An 18,260-nucleotide genomic window follows, 5' to 3' on the forward strand; every position below is an offset into this window, starting at 1 on the left:
ATTTATTGTAATTTATAGACTCCCACAAACATGGTATTGGTATTTTTTTCATTCACACCAAGCATTCTTAAGAGCCTTGAAAAAATAGTAGTATTGGGATAATATGTAAATTCTTGCAACTCAAAACCATAATTTTTTAATCGTTTTGAAAAGTCTTTTTCGGTTAAAATATGCTGAATGTACTGATAATAAGGCGGTCTTTGGGTGATTTTAAAAATATATTTCTCAATTTTTCGGTACCAACTATCTTTATTGGGCATTGAAATTATAAGGATACCTTTTGGATTTAATAATTTTTTAAATTGATTAATAACAGCCTCATAATCAGCAATATATTCTAATACACTCGAACACAAAATAGCATCTTTTTTGCCAAAATTTTCAATATTTTCGAGGGGTAAAACTGCTTGAATAAAAGAGATTTTTAAGTCATTTATGCGTTGATAATGATTACAAAGTTCAATCATTTTTCCCGAGCCATCAACACCTACGACAATACATTTTTCAAGGGCTAAATAAATACTGAAAATCCCCGAACCACAACCCGCATCTAAAACCGTCATTCCAGATTTGATATATCGCTCAAAAAGTGTCGTCCAAACTTGATAACGCTCTTGAAATTGAGGTGATTGTACATATTTTCCATCAAATTCTACGGCAGTTTCAGAATGAAAATCTATGGAATTTTTGTGTTCAAAAGTATAGCTTTCAATTTCATTTATTAAGGTTCTCAAATGCTTTTCCTTCGTGAAATTTTGGAGATAATTTTGATGCGCATTCTTAGTAATTCTTTGAAATTCGGTAGGATATTGTATCAAATTACGAATTTCAAAAGCTATTTCTTTGGGATTATTAAATCTTACATAAACTCCTGATTGGTAAATAGTTATCAAGTCTGAAATACCACGATAATCGGTCGTTAGCACTACGCAACTATACGCCATTGCCTCAATAATTGAGATGGGTTGCCCTTCGTTGATATAGTTTGTGGGTAAGACAAAAAAATGGGCTTCTTTTAGTAATTCCTGCTTCTTTTCCAGCCCAACGATTCCATGGTAATTGACATGATTTTCTAAGTTATTCTTGGCAATAAACGCATAGAAATAATCTTTTGCTTCGGATAAGGTGGCAAACCTTTTTGCATCGTCATAATGAATAAATTCTCCACAAAAATTGGCTTCAATATTATAGCCATTCTCGTTTACCAAAATAGAAGTTGCTTCCAAAACATCTAAATAACCTTTAGATTCGATGAGATTTGAGAGAAAAATAATTTTTATGGGCGAGTCTTCTGAAATGGGTAATTCTTTGTGATTTGTTTGGGTTTTATCAAAATTCCAAGCTAATCCATTTTGAACAATTTTTATTTTTTTCTTTAATTTTGGGTTAAAATCAAACATTTTTGTCAAACTTTCCGACAAAACCAAGATAGAATCTACGCTTGTTAGCATTCTATTAATTTGCTTTTGAATGAATGGTTTTTGAGCTTGATAAAATCCATCGTAATTTCCTCCGTGTATGTGCACGATGACTTTATTGCCAAAAATTTTTGAAATAATTGCAATCAAAAAATCTCTCAAAAATCCTTCTTTTGACTGTGAAATGGTATGATAAACTACGTATTTTCTGAAAAGTAACTTCGCAATCAGCCGAAATAATATGCCAAAGAAGTTAAATATTTTGGCAAGTGTAACCGAAATATGCGTGTTTCTTTGACCAGAAATAATCAAGACTTCTGCATCCAATTCATTTGCAAGTGCTTGAAAAGCAATTGATTGTCCATTAATGGGTGGCGGAAGTATGCCGATAAGTAAAATTCTTCTTTTATTCATTTAGCCAAGGGGCGGTTGGTTTTAAATGCTGTGGTTCTAAACAATGATTCAGGCAAAAACTCAAATACTTACTGACGATTGGAATACTAATTTTCTCTCCTATTTTACCCGCATAATTTTTCATTAAATCCCTTTCTACGAGCGATAGTTGCAAGAAAAACTGTATATTTTCTATGAGAGAGTTTAAATTATTTCCCTCAAAAATAAGTCCATTTTTCTGATGTTTTATTAATTCTTTTGCGCCGCATTTATCAGAAATAAGTACAGGAATATGGCTTTGTAAAGCTTCATTTACTACCATTCCCCAACCATCAAAAATAGAGGGAAGGATTAATAAATCTGCCTTTTCGATGTAATCAGTAATTTTTTCGGAGTCGATAATTCCTATTAAGGTTACCATATTTTTTAGTTGATTTTTATTAATAAACTCCTGCAAAATAGGTGCTAATTTTCCCGTTCCAATGATGGTAAGGTGAAATTTAGTGTTTGTTTCAGCAACGATTTTTATGGCTTCCAATAATAGAATAACTCCTTTTCTTTCAATGAGTTGCCCTACGAAAATTAAAGATACAATAGAACTGTCAGCGGTTAGTTTCTCATTATTATTTACCGTTCTAAAATAGCCAAATCGATATATATTATCAATTTTTGCGCCCAATAATTCAAAATATTCTACGGCAAAAACTGAAATTGCTAAAAATCCTTTGGCTCTGATTATCAGGAGTTTAGCTAATGGTTTTACGATAAAACTTAAGATGACTTTTTTAATAAAACTTCTTTCTTCGGCTGGTACGGGAGCTTCAGAATAGATTAAAAAATTAACTCTAAAAATATTTAAAAGAATTATTACGAATAAAAATGATTTTTCTGCCCAAATTCCATTGACAATATGCGTGGCTTTTCGATTCTTGAATACGTAGGAAATCAAAGCCAAATTAGATAAATCAGTCCCAATCGTCTTGGATTTGTAGTGCTGAATATTTCCAAAATTCCATCCTTGCTTTATTCGATTTTCATCATGTGAATGGGCATATATGACTTCAAATTTATCATAATTTTTAGCCAGTTCATTAAATAAGTCATTCTGATAATAACTTGGGATATTCATCCATATATGTAGTCTATGTTTATTCAAGCACGTTTTTGTTTAAGGATGCTGAAAAAATAAATGCAAAATCCTGGTATATTATAGGCCGAAAGGAAGATAATAATTGATATTAATCCATCACGATAAACTTGAACAATGATGGCGGCAAAATATAGGTAAAGGTAGAGATTTGCAGATTGTGGATGCGTATTGATAATTCTAAAATACCAACGAGCAGCATATTTGGCAAATAAGAATGGAACAAAAATAATTCCTAAATATCCAAAATTAGCGTACGCTTCGCCATAAATTGTTGGGATTGAGCCTAATTCTTTCAAGTTTCGAGAAGGCGTTGAAATATCTGTCATCCATTGCACCACCGAGGGTTTTGCTTGCCAAAGAGGGCGTGGAATTGGTACTAAAAATAAGGTAAGATAAGTTGCTCCGTAGTAATATACGCCATGTTGGTCAATTAAAGTGAGGGTGGAAGCGTACATATCCAAGAAAGAAAAATCAGCATTTGCTCCGATGTCTAAACTTTCTCGATATTCAGAAGCAAATTCTACTAATTCTTCCGTTGAAGCTCCCTGCTGAATCAGTTTTCCAACGTATTTCATCGGTAAGAAAACCATAATTCCTACTAAAATAATGATTACAAAACGAGTAGAAAGCCATTTTTTTTGTTGCCGATGTAAATAAAGAAAAAGTAAAAATATACATGGAACTAAAACTCGATATCGGAGTTCTCCTTGAAGGCCAAGAATAAATAGACAAATTAGGATAATTATCAAATAAGATTTACGGAACCCATACTTGAAAACAATAACTAAGTAGCTTAATACTAACCAATTCTGAGCATTTATGATGTAAGTTGAATGTTCCCAGCCCCCAAAATTAAATTGCGATTTTCCGATACCTGGGATATATAATTGAGAAAAAATACCCCAAATACCCAATGGAATGGTGATGAAAAGCACTATTTTTAACACACTTTCATCTAACAATATGCTTGATTTCAAAGGGTTGGGAAATGGTTTTCTTTTAGCTTCCAATAACCACGCAATAGTCATAGAAATGAAGCCCAAATCGGCCAACAAAGAAGCTCTAAAAATTTCGTAACTTTCTATTTCGGTAAAATAATCAAATTGTTCTGCTAAGAAAAACGCCGCCCCGTTGGTTAAGAAAATTAAGCGAGAAGTGAAAGTAAAAACGTGAAAAACCAAATAGGTTGTTGCTGGATGATAGAGTGAAATTCTGCCATAACGAAATAGCAACCACGAACTGGTTAATAATACCGTAAAGTCCAGGCAAGAAGCAAAAAATAGATTTTCTCTCATTATTCGTGGTTAAAGTTTAAGCACTTTAGGGTAGATATTTAAAACCTTGGGAAGGTTATTCTTCTAAATGCCAATCCAAAGCATAAAGTTTTCATTTGAAATATTGAGTGGTATTCTTCAACCAATTTAAGTATTCTTTAAATTCACTTTGAGAAATATAGATCATTTTTTTGTATTTAATTCCTTTATTGTTGGTAAAAAAAATCAACCCTAAGAACTGACTAAAATAGGAAAAAGAAATGGCAATTGGAATACTAATTAATCCATAAATTTTTATCAGTAAAATGCTGAAGATCAAAGAAATAATCATTCCAATTATTTCCACATAACTTACGATTTCTGGGAAACCCATACCCAAGATTCCTCCTCCTAAAACTGTTTTTGCATTAATAAAAAAATGGCCGATTACTAAAATTTGACCTATTAAAATTGATTCTGAGTAAGCTTTTCCAAAGACAAAAGGAATAAGAATTGGTAAACTCCAAGCGAAAATTACGTGAAAAAAAACACTAAATATCCAGTATTTTTTAAAGAAATTAAGTGTCTCTATAATCTTTTCTAGGAGTAATTCTTTGCCTGTCACTGAAGGTAACATAATCGTTTTGACCGCATCCGCAAAAATGCCAGTAAACCCCGAAACACTTATTGCGATGGTGTAAATTCCTAAATCTCGACTACTCAAAATTCCTCCAATCAAAAACTGGTCGATTCGAGAATTAGCTAATTGAGAAATATCCCCAAACCAGACCTTTATGCTATACCTAAGCATTTGTCGAATCAGTTTATAATCAATTTTGAATAAAAACGGATTTAAGAGTATTTTGTAAAGGAACAATACTGCAATAATTAAATTACAAAACTGAATCGTTAATTGTAAATAAACAAGATTTTCGATGGTTAAAGTTTGTTGAAATCTGAACCAAATAATACCTGTACAATAACCAATTGGGACGATACATTTTAGGGAATTAGTAATCTTGAAATTTGATGCTCCTTGTAAAATATAAGTAGCATACATTCCAAATAAGCCCATTGGAATGGTAAAAAGGTATAAATGCCCAAGATTAACAATTGCTAAACCATAATTGTGAAGGTAAAGACTGATAATAAAATAGCCAATGAAAAGCCCTAAAATACTCTGAATAATCGCCATGATAACAAGGTTACTCCAAATTCTATTTTTATCAGATGAAGGCTGAGCGGTGAAGTAGATTGTGGTAGAAGACAATCCAAAATTGACGAAGTCTTGAAGAATGATTGGGATGAGAATAATAGCGGCAAAAACACCCCGTTGACTTGGCCCTAACCAACGGGCTAAAATAATAAAGCCAACCAATCCGAGTATAATTATCAGAAGGTTGGCTCCAAGATTTTGTATAATATTTTTAAATTTCACGTAGAATTTATTTTATCCAAATATTCCTAATGACTTATAATTTCTTGCTAATACATAAAAAATACTCATAATTAATCCTAAAAATGCGAATCCAATTACCATTACTGAGCGTTTAGGTTCACTCTTTTTCACAGGAATTTGAGCGGGTTCGAGCACTTTAAAAATTGGGGTTTCTCGATGAACTTTAATTTTTGCTTCTTCCAATTGCTTCGAAAGTTCTGAATAAAGATTGTACGATAAATCTACTTCATATTGCATTTTTTTGCCTTCGTCTTTGGCAATATTTAAAAACAAACTTTTATTACGGTCTTGATAACTTGAATAAGAGTAAAGTGCATTATCGTATCTTCTTTTGGCTTCATTGAGACGATTTTCCAAAAATTTTATGTCCTGTAATGTCTTTTCAGTACGGTATTTTACCACATAATTAGTCAAGTAATCTTGCGCATAACGAACAATCGTAGCAGCAATAACGGGGTCTTGCATTTTTACGGCAATGCTGATTACGCCCGTTTTTTTATCCAATGTTGCCCCAATTCGTTTCTGCAAATCCTTAATAAGTAAGTCTTGCTTTTTATTAAGTCTAATGGTTTCAAAAGGAATATTTTTGGGATTGATGACTGGCATATCTTTTTCTTCCTCAACATCTGATTCCCCAAAAATTCGAGTGGATAATTCTTTCTTCGTATTTTCTTCCAAAAAATCCGACATTTTCAACGAGCGTTTGTACTTACTTGCAAATACTTTCATACTCATTACGTCCATTAAGAATGGAGTACTTTGCAAAATATTGGGATATAAATCTGGGCGAACGGCTTCGGTTGAACTTAAACTACTTAAATCTACACCCGCCAAGCCAGCTAATGATTTAAATTTGCTTAATCCCCCAGCAGCATCTTTTGATTCTAATTCAGGCAGGATTTGGACTTGTGAAGAGTATTCGTTCGGAATATTAATGGCAATAAAAATTCCCAAAGCCGCTGAAACAATCGTAACAATCAGAATTGTCCATTTATTTATTTTGATGACCTTGAATATTTTAGCAATATCAATGGTCATTTCTGCGTCCGTATTTTCTTGTATTTTCTTCGTTTCCAATGGATTAATATTATTTGTTCAAGGCATTAAGAATATTGATAATCACAAGTGAAAGTGAAGAAACTGCTCCAACAATTGCGATTCTTTCACCAGTGGATAATTTATTTGCGTTATCATCACGAACAGCAGGGACAATGATTTCTGAACCTTGCTCTACTTTGGGATAGGTAGTAAAGAACAAAAATGTTTTAGTTTGATCGGAAAATCCATTTGCATATCTTACAAATACTCTACGTTTAGCTGCTTTATCCGTAAATCCTCCCGCTTGTGAAATGTAATCTTTAAGGTTTTGGTTTGGCCGATAAGCTACTGAAATAGGATTCAATAACTCCCCCGATAATTTTACCGTTTGAAGTTCACGAGGAATAAATAGACGGTCACCGTCGAGCAATAAAATATTTTCTGTAACAGAAGGATTCTGAATAATAACAGACAAGTCAATCGCAATTTTTGTTGAATCTCTGCTAAATGTGGCTCCTTTAGGAAAAGCATCATTTTTAAGTCCACCGGCCAATTTAATTAAATCTGTGATTCTCTGAGCCTTATCTTTTATGGTATAGGCGCCTGGATAATTTATTTCTCCTTCTATATAAACTGATTTTTGACTTTCATATCTGGGAGATTTATGAACGTATATTTTATCAAAAGGTTGCAACATTACTCTGGCATCTTCTGGCGTGATTTTTAGATTTTTATCGATTATAAATTCTTCAATTCTTACATTTTGTTCTTTATCCAAACCAGTAGTATCGTCTTTTACTCTACGAGATAATTCAATTTTAGCATTGCTGGCACCATCCGTAAAACCATTGGCTAAAACAATAACATCCGCAATCGTTAATCCTTCTACGTAATCAAATTTCCCAGCTTTATTTACTTCGCCTTCAATCATTACGATTCTTTTTTCTCTTAAAGATTTTATATTTCTAATCGTAATAACGTCTTCTCTTTTTAAAGGAATATCAGCAATTTCTCCTCTCATTAGTTTTCCTAAATCAAAAGCAATAACGGTTAAATCATTATCTTCTTTTTGACGACTAATATTTGCACGATTCATGAAAGCATCTTCTTTCAATCCTTCGGCTTTTTTGATAAGTTCTTTTACGGTATTTACACCTGACTCAATGGCAAAATCTCCCTCTCTAAAAACAGAACCTCTAATAGTTACTCTATTTTCAAATCTTTCCAGAATTTCTCCAACCGTATATTTATCACCTCTTTGGGGTATGAAAGTAGCCACCTCATCCTGCGAAATATTCATTAATTTTTGTTCTCTGGCAGTATTTCTTTTCAAACCGATGGTGTAGGTATAGGCTCTATCAGTAAATCCACCAGCAAAACGCAAAACGTCTTTTAAATTTTCAGTCTTTTCAACTTCAAAAATCATGGGGCGTTTTACTTCGCCTGATACTTCAATCCGAGTTTCATATTCGGCAATTCTGATAACATCTTGGTCTTGCAATCTAATATTATCCTTTTGGTCGGCACGCAATAAAAAATCGTATAAATCTAAGATTTTGACAACTTTATTATCTCTAATTACTCGAATATTACGGAATGAACCATTTTCAGATGGGCCTCCTGCGGCATAAAGAGCATTAAAAACAGTTGATAAAGACGAAACTGTATAAGTACCGGGTTTCGTTACTTCGCCTGTAATAGTTACTTTTATACTCCGAATATTTCCCAAAGTAATTTGCGCTGAAACGCCACTTCCTGGCACATTAATTCCTTGATATAATTGTCTCAAACGCCCAACAATTCTTTCTGATGCCGCTTCAATCGAAAGTCCATTGACATAAATTGGGCTAAGGTTCAATATTCTGATTGTTCCTTCGGTGCTTACTTTTACTTTATAATTATCCAACGCATTTCCGAATATATCAATATTCAATTCATCATCAGGGCCTAATTGATAATTCTTTGGGGTGGCAATACGCAAATCTGGTTCAAAAGATAAGCCACCCGCTGCAAACATGGACATCCCAAAAACTTTTGGTTTTATAATATCTTTCTCAACAGAATCTTTCGGCATTCCATCTTTATCCTTTTCATTATCTTCTTTTTTATTGTCTGGATTATTTTTATCTACTTTATTATTTCCAGCTTGTACCGCATTCGTCTTCCGAGTGCCATTTTCAGACTCATTCGTGTTTTTCTTAGCGTTATCATTCGTCAATTTATTGAGTCGATCACGCATTTTGGCAACATCAGCAGGTGAATAACCTTGCATTAAGGCAGCTTTTTCAATTTGAGCTTCGTTCATGCCACTTGCTTGAGCTTTTTGCAAAAACTCTTTAATCTGATCGTCAGATAAATCCTCAATTTTAGGCTTTTGAGCGTAGAGACTCAATGAAATCAACGACAAAAATATAAGCAAGGTCAGTCGTGAGAATGATAAGAAATATCTTGTAGGAATACTTTTTAGAATGCGGGTCATTATAAGTATTAATTTTCTAAATGATTTTATGAATAATTTTAAGCAAAAGTAAGTATAAATCTTGATTTTTTTATAGCAAAACTATCAAACGGTTAGAGTCTTTGCATCAGTTTTACAACCATTTTGTCTTTCCAAACCTTAAATGTACCCGCTTGAATTTGTTCTCTTGCTTGCCCTACTAACCATAAATAAAAGGCTAAATTATGAACACTACAAATCATAGCACCAAGCATTTCATCCGCTTTGAGTAAATGTCTAACGTATGCTTTTGTGTAAAATTTACTGGCGTAACAGTCTAATCCTGAATCTATTGCTGAAAAATCAGCCTTCCATTTTTCATTTTTCATATTGATTGTTCCCTCAGTGGTGAATAACATTCCGTTACGAGCATTGCGGGTGGGCATTACGCAGTCGAACATATCAATCCCTAAAGCAATTCCTTCTAAGATATTAGCGGGAGTGCCAACGCCCATCAAATAGCGTGGTTTATCTTTCGGTAAAATGTCCGTTATAATGTCCGTCATTTCATACATCATTTCAGCGGGTTCGCCAACTGATAAACCACCGATAGCATTTCCTTCACGCTCAAAACTGGCGATTACTTCGGCAGATTTTACCCGTAAATCTTTATAAACACTGCCTTGAACAATAGGGAAAAGTGTTTGACTATATCCGTATTTTGGTTCAGTTTTATCAAAATGTTCACAACAACGTTTTAGCCAACGGTGAGTCATTTCCATAGATTCTCGGGCGTACCCGTATTCGCATGGATAGGGTGTGCATTCGTCAAAAGCCATGATAATATCCGCTCCAATAGTTCGCTGAATATCCATAACACCCTCGGGTGTGAAGAAATGCGTTGAGCCATCAATGTGCGATTTGAACGTTACACCTTCTTCTTTAATCTTACGCCCAGTTCCTGCCAATGAATAGACTTGATAACCACCCGAATCGGTGAGAATCGGTTTATCCCAACCATTAAATTTATGAAGTCCACCCGCTTTTTCAATTATGTTTAATTGCGGGCGAAGGTATAAATGGTAGGTATTCCCCAAGATAATTTGGGCTTTTATGTCTTCTTTAAGTTCTCGTTGGTGAACGGCTTTAACTGTTCCCGCAGTGCCTACAGGCATAAAAATAGGCGTTTGGATTTGTCCATGGTCAGTTGTGATTACCCCAGTACGTGCTTTTGAATTAGGGTCGGTAGTTTGTATATCGAAAGTCATATTTTAGCTTTGAGTTGTGCGCAAACAGCTTTTAGCAATGAGCTTAACTACGCAATTTTATGATTTTTAATTATTTACTATACACCGCTCATTGCTCACGGCTGATTTCTAATAGTTTTTTACCCACAAAATTACAACATATTCATAAAAACTATACGCTATTGACTGTTCTCTATTACTTAATGAACTATCTTTGCACTCCAATTTCACTAACTCCTTGATATAGACTACTTTGGTAACACTTTTACTCATCATCTTTATTGTATCCGTTGCATTTCAACTGTATTTTATTTTTTTCGTTTTTAGCAAAATAAATCAGTACGATTCTCCCGAAAATGAAACTCGCAAGCCAGAAGGCGTGTCCGTGATTGTATGTGCGTGGAACGAATTAGAAAACCTAAAATCATTAATTCCTTTACTCAATAGTCAGGTATATCCAACCTTTGAAATTATCATCGTGGATGACCGTTCTTATGATGGTACTTTTGATTATTTATTAACAGAATGTTCTGAATATCAAAAAATCAGATTCTTACGAATAGAAGAAACGCCTTACCATTTGTCTTCCAAAAAATACGCACTAACGCTTGGAATCAAGTCGGCAAAGTACAATAATCTTCTGCTTACTGATGCTGATTGTCGCCCACAAAGCAACAACTGGATTGCGGGAATGGCGCAGTGTTTGACGCCTGATAAAGAAATTGTTTTGGGATTTTCACCGTATTTTAAAGAGAAAGGATTTTTGAATAATCTTATTCGTTACGAGACATTCAATACTGTTGTTCAATACTTTTCTTTTGCCCTTATCGGAGTGCCATACATGGGCGTTGGACGAAATTTAATGTATCGAAAATCCTTATTTCTGAAAAATAAAGGCTTTGCAAAACATACCAATATTGTGGGAGGCGATGATGATTTATTTATGAATGATGTTGCTAATGCAGACAACACAGCAGTTTGTTTAAACCCAGAAACCTTCATGTATTCTTTCCCAAAAACCACTTGGCAAACGTGGTACAGACAAAAAAGAAGACACCTTTCGGTTAGTAAACACTACAAATTTCAACATAAAATTAACTTAGGAGGATTGGCTGCAAGTCAGATTTTAACGTGGCTTTGTTACTTGATTTTAATACCAATATTTTTTCATAAACCATTGATTTTCTGGATATTAATCGTTTTTTTATTTCGATTAATTAGCCAATGGATTGTGTTTTCAAAAGTCAATGAACGATTAGATAATACACTCGAAATCATTACATTACCCTTTTGGGATGGTATCTTCGCACTATATTTCCTGATAATGGGAATTAATAATTTTATACCAAGAAGACAAAAAATGAGATGGCGGTAGTGAAGTATATATTATGGACAGACTTGTCCGATAGAATGTAAAATAAAAACAAAAAAATGAACGATTCAACAATAATAGAAAAATACTTTCCAAGACTTACTGACAAGCAAAAACAACAATTTGCTCAGTTAGGCGAATTATATGCCACCTGGAATGCCCAAATAAATGTCATTTCGAGAGCAGATATTGATAATCTGTACGAAAAACATATTCTTCACTCATTAGCCATCGCCAAAGTTGTTGATTTTAAAGACTTTACAGAAATTTTGGATGTAGGCACAGGCGGAGGGTTTCCAGGCATTCCTCTGGCAATTTTGTATCCAAACTGCCAATTTTTGTTAGTGGATAGTATCGGTAAAAAAATAAAGGTTGTCAATGAAATTGCCACCGCTTTAGGTTTAGAGAACATAAAAGCTGAACAAATGCGAGCTGAGTTGGTAGAAGGAGAATTTGATTTTGTGGTTAGTAGAGCAGTAACGAGATTATTACCTTTTTATACTTGGGTAAAGGGTAAAATTAATATTAATAACTACAACAAATACAAAAATGGGATTTTGTACTTGAAAGGAGGCGATCTGAAAGAAGAATTAAAAGAGTTAGGCAAGAAAAGTAGAGTCTTTGAACTATCAGATTATTTCACCGAAGAGTTTTTTGAGACAAAAATGGTAGTCCACGTACCCATGACCTAAATTATTTTTAAACTTAAAAATCTGATTATCAAGCCGTTTGAATATTCTTTCATTTTTTTTCAAAGAATCCCTTGTAGAATACGTCATAATTCGTAATTTTGCATCACGATTAACAACAATCCTTCTTAGCTCAGCTGGTTAGAGCACATGACTGTTAATCATGGGGTCCCTGGTTCGAGCCCAGGAGAGGGAGCTTGCAATATGAGTCCAGACGACTCAAAACGAATTAAAACCTTGAAAGTCAATACTTTCGAGGTTTTTTTCTTTATTCATAGTCTTGCTATTTCGTCCTGATTCGTCTTGATTCGTTCGACTTGTTGTATCAAATGTTATGTTGATTTTTGACTTTTATTTTAAATAAACTGTCATTATGAGCTTAACATTAACTGTAAAACCAGTAATCAATTATAGAAATAAAACCTCAAAGTCAGGGTTATATTTTATTTACGTTAGAATTACCATTGAGCGAAAGTCAAGATTCGTCAAGCTTGGCAAAGCCCCTAAGATTTCAAAAAATGATTGGAATAAAAATAATCGTGGTGCTTATGGAAATTATGTGAAAAATACACATCCACTATCTTTTGAGATTAATCAAGAAATTCAAGAGCTTTTGGATAAGATTATGAAAATTGTGAAGAGGAACTATGGAAATAGTCTTTCTTTTACCGAACTCTTCAAAGAATTAAAAAGAAAAGGGGATGGTAATATTTTCAATGATTATGCACGAGAGTATATCAAGAATCCTCATCAGAAATTAGATGATTCAACATTAGAAAAGTACAAAATATTCTTAATGCACCTTGATAATTTTAATCCAAAAATTAGATTTTCAGAGCTTAATAGTAAAATGGTTAGTGGCTTTCAAAGGTATCTTCAAATCACAAAAAACTTAGGAGGAGCAACTGTTAAATCCTATTTTGATAAATTCAAAGTCGTTGTTGGTCAAGCTGAAAGGGAAATGTACTTGACAATAGAGCAAACACGTTTTTTGTTTGCAGATGTGAAAATAAAAGTAGAAAAAGCTAACAGAGTTTTTCTTGAAATAAATGAAATTCAAATGCTAATTAATTTAATATTCCCAATTAGCGAGTTAGAAATGGAACGAGACAGAGATATGTTTCTATTTCAGATTTATACAGGATACTATTATAATGATTTACAGGTTTTCAAGAAAGAGCATGTTGTAAATCATCCTGATTTTGGGGATATTATTGTTGGAGAAAGAGACAAAAATGGGGAGACTGCAATTATTCCACTTTTTAAGTTTCCCAAAGCTCAACAAATAATTGAGAAATATCGTACAAGCAACAACGAAACAAAATTTATGTTTGATGATAACTTATTTATTGAACCTCAGAAGTATAATTTTAAGTTGAAAAAAATTGCTAAAAGAGCAGGTATTACAAAGGACATATCAAATAAGGTTGCAAGACATACAAATGCACAACTTTGGGTAAGATTTGGAGCGAAACGCCCTGTTTTATCGAAAATGCTTGGTCATACAAATGAAGCTACTTCCAATAATTATTATGAAGTGGATGTTTTAGATGTTATCGAAGGAACAAAAAATATTGATTTTACAGTATTAGGGATATGATAAACTCAAATATTAAAACAAAACAAAATAAAATAACCATCAAATACTTTTTGAGAAAAGAGCGTTCTCCTATTGTATTTTCTTTGAGCGACACCCAACAAGACGAATACTATCAATTATACATAGATTTTGTTTTCAAAAGAAAAACAAATCGTTGTAAAAGTGCTTATATGGCATTTATGATGCAAGATTCATTAACTTATCAAAATGCACAAGATAAGTTTATAAACCACTTTATAGGTTATAATGTATATGGAGTAAACGATAAGGCATTTACTGATGAAGTAAAAAGAAATCTCAATACAGTTGAATTTTTAAAGCCTACAAATCATCATATTTTCCAAGATTTTTTAATTTATGAGAGACATCATGCAATATCACTATTTTCAATTTTAAGAGAAATTGATGACAAGAATTTCATTCTTACCAATTTAGGTGATGGTTACAGATATAGTATTCTTTTTGTAAATGATTTGTTAGAAGAAATAATTAAAAAATATATAGTAGAAAAGTTTTACGTAACATCACCTAATTTTCCTAAAATTTTAAATTTTCAAGAAAACTTAAGTGATTTACTAACACAAATAAATCAGATTCTGTCAATTACAAATTCCCAATTTTTGAATGAGTTCGAAGAATTTGATTATTTCCGATATTTTGTTCTCAAGTTTAATGCATTTTGTAATAATTCTATTTTATTCACTCATAAAATGTCCTCTGGTAAAGGAGTTACTCTACCAGTATGGATAGCCGAATTTCTTTCTAATACTTTCTATAAATCCTTAGAACAGGAAATATTAAGTTATTCAGATAATGAAAAGGCTTATCTAAAAGAGATTTTAAATTTGTTCGAACAACAGATTATTGTAGAGAAAACTAAAATAATGTCATTCTTTCAATAAATTTTTTAATATAAATGTTTAACCTATTGGATAAACATTTATATTTGTGAAAAATTACTCAGAATTAAACAAAACGACTCACGATGAATCAAACACAAACAAATCAAGTACCACAAATGGTCGTGATACCCTTTGAACAGTTTTTTGATAAAATGAAGGGCATGTTAGATGATTACTTTCAACAATTTAGCGAAAAATCAAAAGAAGTAGATACCCATTTGCCAACACATCTTTCAGCCAGAGAATTCATGGACTTAACAAAAATGAGCAGGTCGAGAATGGATAGGCTTATTAGTAAAAATCTAATTAAGAGTTTGAAGAAAGGTAGGACACTTTATATACCAGCAAGCGAAGTAGAGCGATTCTTCACTGACCCAACCATTAAATAAAAACCGTCAAAATGCTCTAACATCTTGACGGTCTAATATCCTTTGCTTGTTCCTAAGAAAGCAATAAAAATCTGGTGCAAATATAACCAGGTTTACGGAATTCCTATTGCCTTACCTAAAAAATCTGGTAGATGTCAAACAATAATTTTAGTTTTTTCAAAGGCGGTATAACGTCTTTGAAACCAACATCTTCAATATTTATTGAAGATGCTTATGCTCTTATAAAATCTGAAACATACAGGCAGAATGTTGAAATAATCCGTAATTCGGATGATAAAGCAATAGTGAATGCTCAAAAGAAGAAACTGGACTATTTTACGTTCTCAGGCATTTTTGAACAACGTAAGGCAGATGGATTAATTTCCCATAGTAGCCTGATTTGTTTGGACTATGATGATATAGAAAACCTTGAAAAATTCATGTCAAACGTATATACCAATACGTTTACGTTAATGTCGTTTCTAAGCCCTTCTGGAAAGGGTATTAAATTGATTGTCCGTACTAATGAATCTGACCATAAAGTAGCTTGGAATACACTGAATGCCTATTTTAAGGAGATTATAGGTATTGAGGCGGACAAGTCTGGGATAGATGTTTGTAGGGCTTGTTTTGTCAGTTATGACCCTAATATTTACTACAATCCTAACGCTAAAATATTCGATGTTTTACCTAAAAAAATAGAGAAAGAATCATCAAAGAATGAAGTCAAAATTCCTGATTCTGAATCAGTTAGAGCAAAAAAGTTAGTGGAAAGAATCACTAATGGCAGAAGTGATATTACGGGAGATTATGACACATGGCTAAAATTGGGTTTTGCCTTGGCAACTTTTGGAGAAATCGGGCGTGAGATGTACCATTCTATCAGTCAATTTCATAACGATTATGATTCAAAAGAAACAGATAATAAGTTTGATAACTGTCTTAAAACCAATCGTTTTGATAACCCAGCATTCTTCTTTGCCCGTGCAAAAGAATGTGGATTTACTGTTGTCAAAAATGAGTATTCTCAGTCGTCAAACACGGTTATTCAAACAGAAGATGTATTGTCTAACACCCATGTGACCTATGACTTGCAAGACTTTCAAATTGCAGTTGCAACGGGTAAGGCTAAAATGATAGTGGCTGAGGGATTCTTGATATTCATAAAATATCAAACTACTGACGAGAACAATAATCACACGTGGATTTTGGAAATTAGACTACCAGCGGCAGCCCCTTGCTACATTGAAGTTAGCCATGACGACTTCTTTGAACCTAAAAATTTAGAGAAAATATTAGGAGCAATGCGTTTGTCAATGAATATCAATTACCAGCAGTTGCAACAGTTGAGGCGATTTCTATTTACTTGTACAACTTTTTCGTCCGCTGTTAAAGTTCTTCGTTATGGATTACACCCTGAGACAGAATTATACTTCTTTGCCAATTGTGCTATTTCAAAGGAGGGTAAAATATTGCACCCAGATAAGTTTGGTATCATCAAATACAAGGATAAATATTTGTCACTACCACAAATTAATAAAGGGTTCGATTCTCCTTTTACTTTCATTGATAACAAAGTAACATTTAACGAATGGTATAGGAGTTTTTCAAAGGCTCAAAGCGAAGAAATGACTTTTCTTTCGGCATCATTCTTACTGTTTTCACTCTTTCGAGATACTGGAATTGAAGCAAATTCTTTCTCTCCAATTCTATTTGTTACTGGATTGCCTGGCACCGCAAAAAGTACCTTATTCTATCACATGAATTATGTGTTTGGTGCTGATGGTAAGGCTATGACAATAAACTTGAAAGGTAAAAATACAGAAGCTGCATTCGTAGCTAAAATCGAACAGAGGCACAATGGCTATCAGTTTGGTGATGAGTATTTTCCTAATCATCCGCTAACTTCATTGTTTCAAGCCAGCTACGATAATAAGGCATATTCTAAAATGAATATGAATTCAAAAAGCTACTTGGACACTACGGATTTAGTGCCAAAATGTACCATTGGTTTTGCCTCAAACTTCTTACCAGCACTACCCGCAGACGAGCCGTTTTTTAGTCGTTTAGTGGTATTGGTAAATAATAACCGCAAGCGAACTGAGGAGCAGAAAGAAGCCTACCGAGAACTCCTAATAATGCAAGAAGGTGGGATTACAAACATCGTCCGTGAGATTTGGCAATATCGTGATTTAATCAAGAAGGATTTTAAGAAAGTCTATAATTTGCTCAGAATGAGTTTGGAAGACCATTTGAAAAAGCACAAAATAGGTAATCCAAGGTACATCTACAATGTAGCACAAATACTGACTGTACCCTTTATTTTATCGGTTCAAGGTAAAATAGTAATGTGTGAATCAACAGACCAAGCATCAATTCTGAATGATTTTATTGAAAGAAGTGTGAAATCAATCTTGACTTCTGAAAAATTGGTTCAAGAGAAATCATCATTGCAGGAGTTCTTCGATATTGTTCAAGAAATGTTTGATCGAGGACTGATTATAGAGGGGGTTCATCACAAGTTTGATGGACAAGATATTGTGATAAATCTTCAAAGACTTTATCAAAAATATACTGTTGAATTTAAGCGACAAAACCGATTTGAGGTACTTCCGCCAAGTATGCAAACGCTTCAAGATGAGATTTTAGCTTTTGAAGGTTTAGACTCTCAGAGTGAAGAAATAAGGCAAAACTTCTTTAAAAAGCAAAGATTCTCACAAGAATCAGAACCTAACAAAACTGATTATGCTCGTAACTCGTTCAAAATCAAATACTTAAAACTGAAAGATGAATTGGGAATAGATTTTATAAATATAAAAAACACTTCGTGAAAATAAAAAAAATAGTGCCACAATGCCACAAATACTATTTTCTAACTATAACTATCTAATTATCAATTACTTATATCTTTAAAAAGTGTGGCATTTTTGTGGC

Annotated in this window: 13 protein-coding genes and 1 tRNA gene; 7 read left to right on the forward strand and 7 right to left on the reverse strand. The window is 33.2% G+C overall.

The features are described from left to right. Positions 1-2: 2 nt before the first annotated feature. The 7 genes from AC1W31_RS01985 to tgt all read right to left on the reverse strand — a co-directional run bounded on the left by AC1W31_RS01985 (position 3) and on the right by tgt (position 10,416). Positions 3-1,832, reverse strand: coding sequence for a glycosyltransferase (locus AC1W31_RS01985; protein ID WP_481732719.1), 1,830 nt, complete (start codon positions 1,830-1,832; stop codon positions 3-5). After that, a complete protein-coding gene (locus AC1W31_RS01990; protein ID WP_481732720.1) occupies positions 1,825-2,967 on the reverse strand; it encodes a glycosyltransferase in 1,143 nt (380 codons plus the stop codon). The genes AC1W31_RS01985 and AC1W31_RS01990 overlap by 8 nt, the downstream gene beginning before the upstream one ends. Next, positions 2,964-4,256, reverse strand: a complete 1,293-nt coding sequence (locus AC1W31_RS01995; RefSeq protein ID WP_481732721.1) for an oligosaccharide repeat unit polymerase — start codon at positions 4,254-4,256, stop codon at positions 2,964-2,966. The genes AC1W31_RS01990 and AC1W31_RS01995 overlap by 4 nt, the downstream gene beginning before the upstream one ends. A gap of 91 nt (positions 4,257-4,347) precedes the next feature. Continuing rightward, positions 4,348-5,652, reverse strand: coding sequence for an oligosaccharide flippase family protein (locus AC1W31_RS02000; RefSeq protein WP_481732722.1), 1,305 nt, complete (start codon positions 5,650-5,652; stop codon positions 4,348-4,350). 12 nt (positions 5,653-5,664) lie between these two features. Beyond that, positions 5,665-6,750 carry a Wzz/FepE/Etk N-terminal domain-containing protein gene (locus tag AC1W31_RS02005; protein ID WP_481732723.1) on the reverse strand — a complete coding sequence of 362 codons (1,086 nt, stop codon included), beginning with the start codon at positions 6,748-6,750 and terminating at the stop codon, positions 5,665-5,667. A 10-nt stretch (positions 6,751-6,760) separates the two neighbouring features. Then, a complete protein-coding gene (locus AC1W31_RS02010; protein ID WP_481732724.1) occupies positions 6,761-9,190 on the reverse strand; it encodes an SLBB domain-containing protein in 2,430 nt (809 codons plus the stop codon). Positions 9,191-9,282: 92 nt separating this feature from the next. Beyond that, on the reverse strand, positions 9,283-10,416 hold the full coding sequence (gene tgt / locus AC1W31_RS02015; RefSeq protein ID WP_481732725.1) for a tRNA guanosine(34) transglycosylase Tgt: 1,134 nt from the start codon (positions 10,414-10,416) through the stop codon (positions 9,283-9,285). 232 nt (positions 10,417-10,648) lie between these two features. Here tgt and AC1W31_RS02020 point away from each other — a divergent pair, with 232 nt between their 5' ends. The 7 genes from AC1W31_RS02020 to AC1W31_RS02050 all read left to right on the forward strand — a co-directional run bounded on the left by AC1W31_RS02020 (position 10,649) and on the right by AC1W31_RS02050 (position 18,157). Further along, positions 10,649-11,770: a glycosyltransferase gene (locus AC1W31_RS02020; RefSeq protein WP_481732726.1), complete on the forward strand. Its 1,122-nt coding sequence runs from the start codon at positions 10,649-10,651 to the stop codon at positions 11,768-11,770. A 56-nt stretch (positions 11,771-11,826) separates the two neighbouring features. Further along, on the forward strand, positions 11,827-12,459 hold the full coding sequence (gene rsmG, locus AC1W31_RS02025) for a 16S rRNA (guanine(527)-N(7))-methyltransferase RsmG (RefSeq protein ID WP_481732727.1): 633 nt from the start codon (positions 11,827-11,829) through the stop codon (positions 12,457-12,459). A 119-nt stretch (positions 12,460-12,578) separates the two neighbouring features. Then, positions 12,579-12,652, forward strand: a tRNA-Asn gene (locus tag AC1W31_RS02030). Positions 12,653-12,829: 177 nt separating this feature from the next. Further along, positions 12,830-14,056 carry a site-specific integrase gene (locus AC1W31_RS02035; protein WP_481732728.1) on the forward strand — a complete coding sequence of 409 codons (1,227 nt, stop codon included), beginning with the start codon at positions 12,830-12,832 and terminating at the stop codon, positions 14,054-14,056. Continuing rightward, complete coding sequence (locus AC1W31_RS02040) at positions 14,053-14,958, forward strand: hypothetical protein (protein WP_481732729.1); 906 nt, start codon at positions 14,053-14,055, stop codon at positions 14,956-14,958. Before AC1W31_RS02035 ends, AC1W31_RS02040 begins: the two co-directional genes overlap by 4 nt. 83 nt (positions 14,959-15,041) lie before the next feature. Beyond that, a complete protein-coding gene (locus AC1W31_RS02045; RefSeq protein WP_481732730.1) occupies positions 15,042-15,347 on the forward strand; it encodes a helix-turn-helix domain-containing protein in 306 nt (101 codons plus the stop codon). Between the two features lie 131 nt (positions 15,348-15,478). Next, complete coding sequence (locus tag AC1W31_RS02050) at positions 15,479-18,157, forward strand: BT4734/BF3469 family protein (RefSeq protein ID WP_481732731.1); 2,679 nt, start codon at positions 15,479-15,481, stop codon at positions 18,155-18,157. Positions 18,158-18,260: the final 103 nt, after the last annotated feature.

The organism is Arcicella sp. (assembly GCF_964672035.1).

What these genes read in the sequence shown, in the direction of transcription:
- AC1W31_RS02040 (WP_481732729.1), top strand. Translation starts at nt 14,053, where the DNA reads ATGATAAACTCAAATATTAAAACAAAACAAAATAAAATAACCATCAAA.
- rsmG (WP_481732727.1), top strand. Translation starts at nt 11,827, where the DNA reads ATGAACGATTCAACAATAATAGAAAAATACTTTCCAAGACTTACTGAC.
- AC1W31_RS02045 (WP_481732730.1), top strand. Translation starts at nt 15,042, where the DNA reads ATGAATCAAACACAAACAAATCAAGTACCACAAATGGTCGTGATACCC.
- AC1W31_RS02050 (WP_481732731.1), top strand. Translation starts at nt 15,479, where the DNA reads ATGTCAAACAATAATTTTAGTTTTTTCAAAGGCGGTATAACGTCTTTG.
- AC1W31_RS02035 (WP_481732728.1), top strand. Translation starts at nt 12,830, where the DNA reads ATGAGCTTAACATTAACTGTAAAACCAGTAATCAATTATAGAAATAAA.
- AC1W31_RS01995 (WP_481732721.1), bottom strand. Translation starts at nt 4,256, where the DNA reads ATGAGAGAAAATCTATTTTTTGCTTCTTGCCTGGACTTTACGGTATTA.
- tgt (WP_481732725.1), bottom strand. Translation starts at nt 10,416, where the DNA reads ATGACTTTCGATATACAAACTACCGACCCTAATTCAAAAGCACGTACT.
- AC1W31_RS01985 (WP_481732719.1), bottom strand. Translation starts at nt 1,832, where the DNA reads ATGAATAAAAGAAGAATTTTACTTATCGGCATACTTCCGCCACCCATT.
- AC1W31_RS02010 (WP_481732724.1), bottom strand. Translation starts at nt 9,190, where the DNA reads ATGACCCGCATTCTAAAAAGTATTCCTACAAGATATTTCTTATCATTC.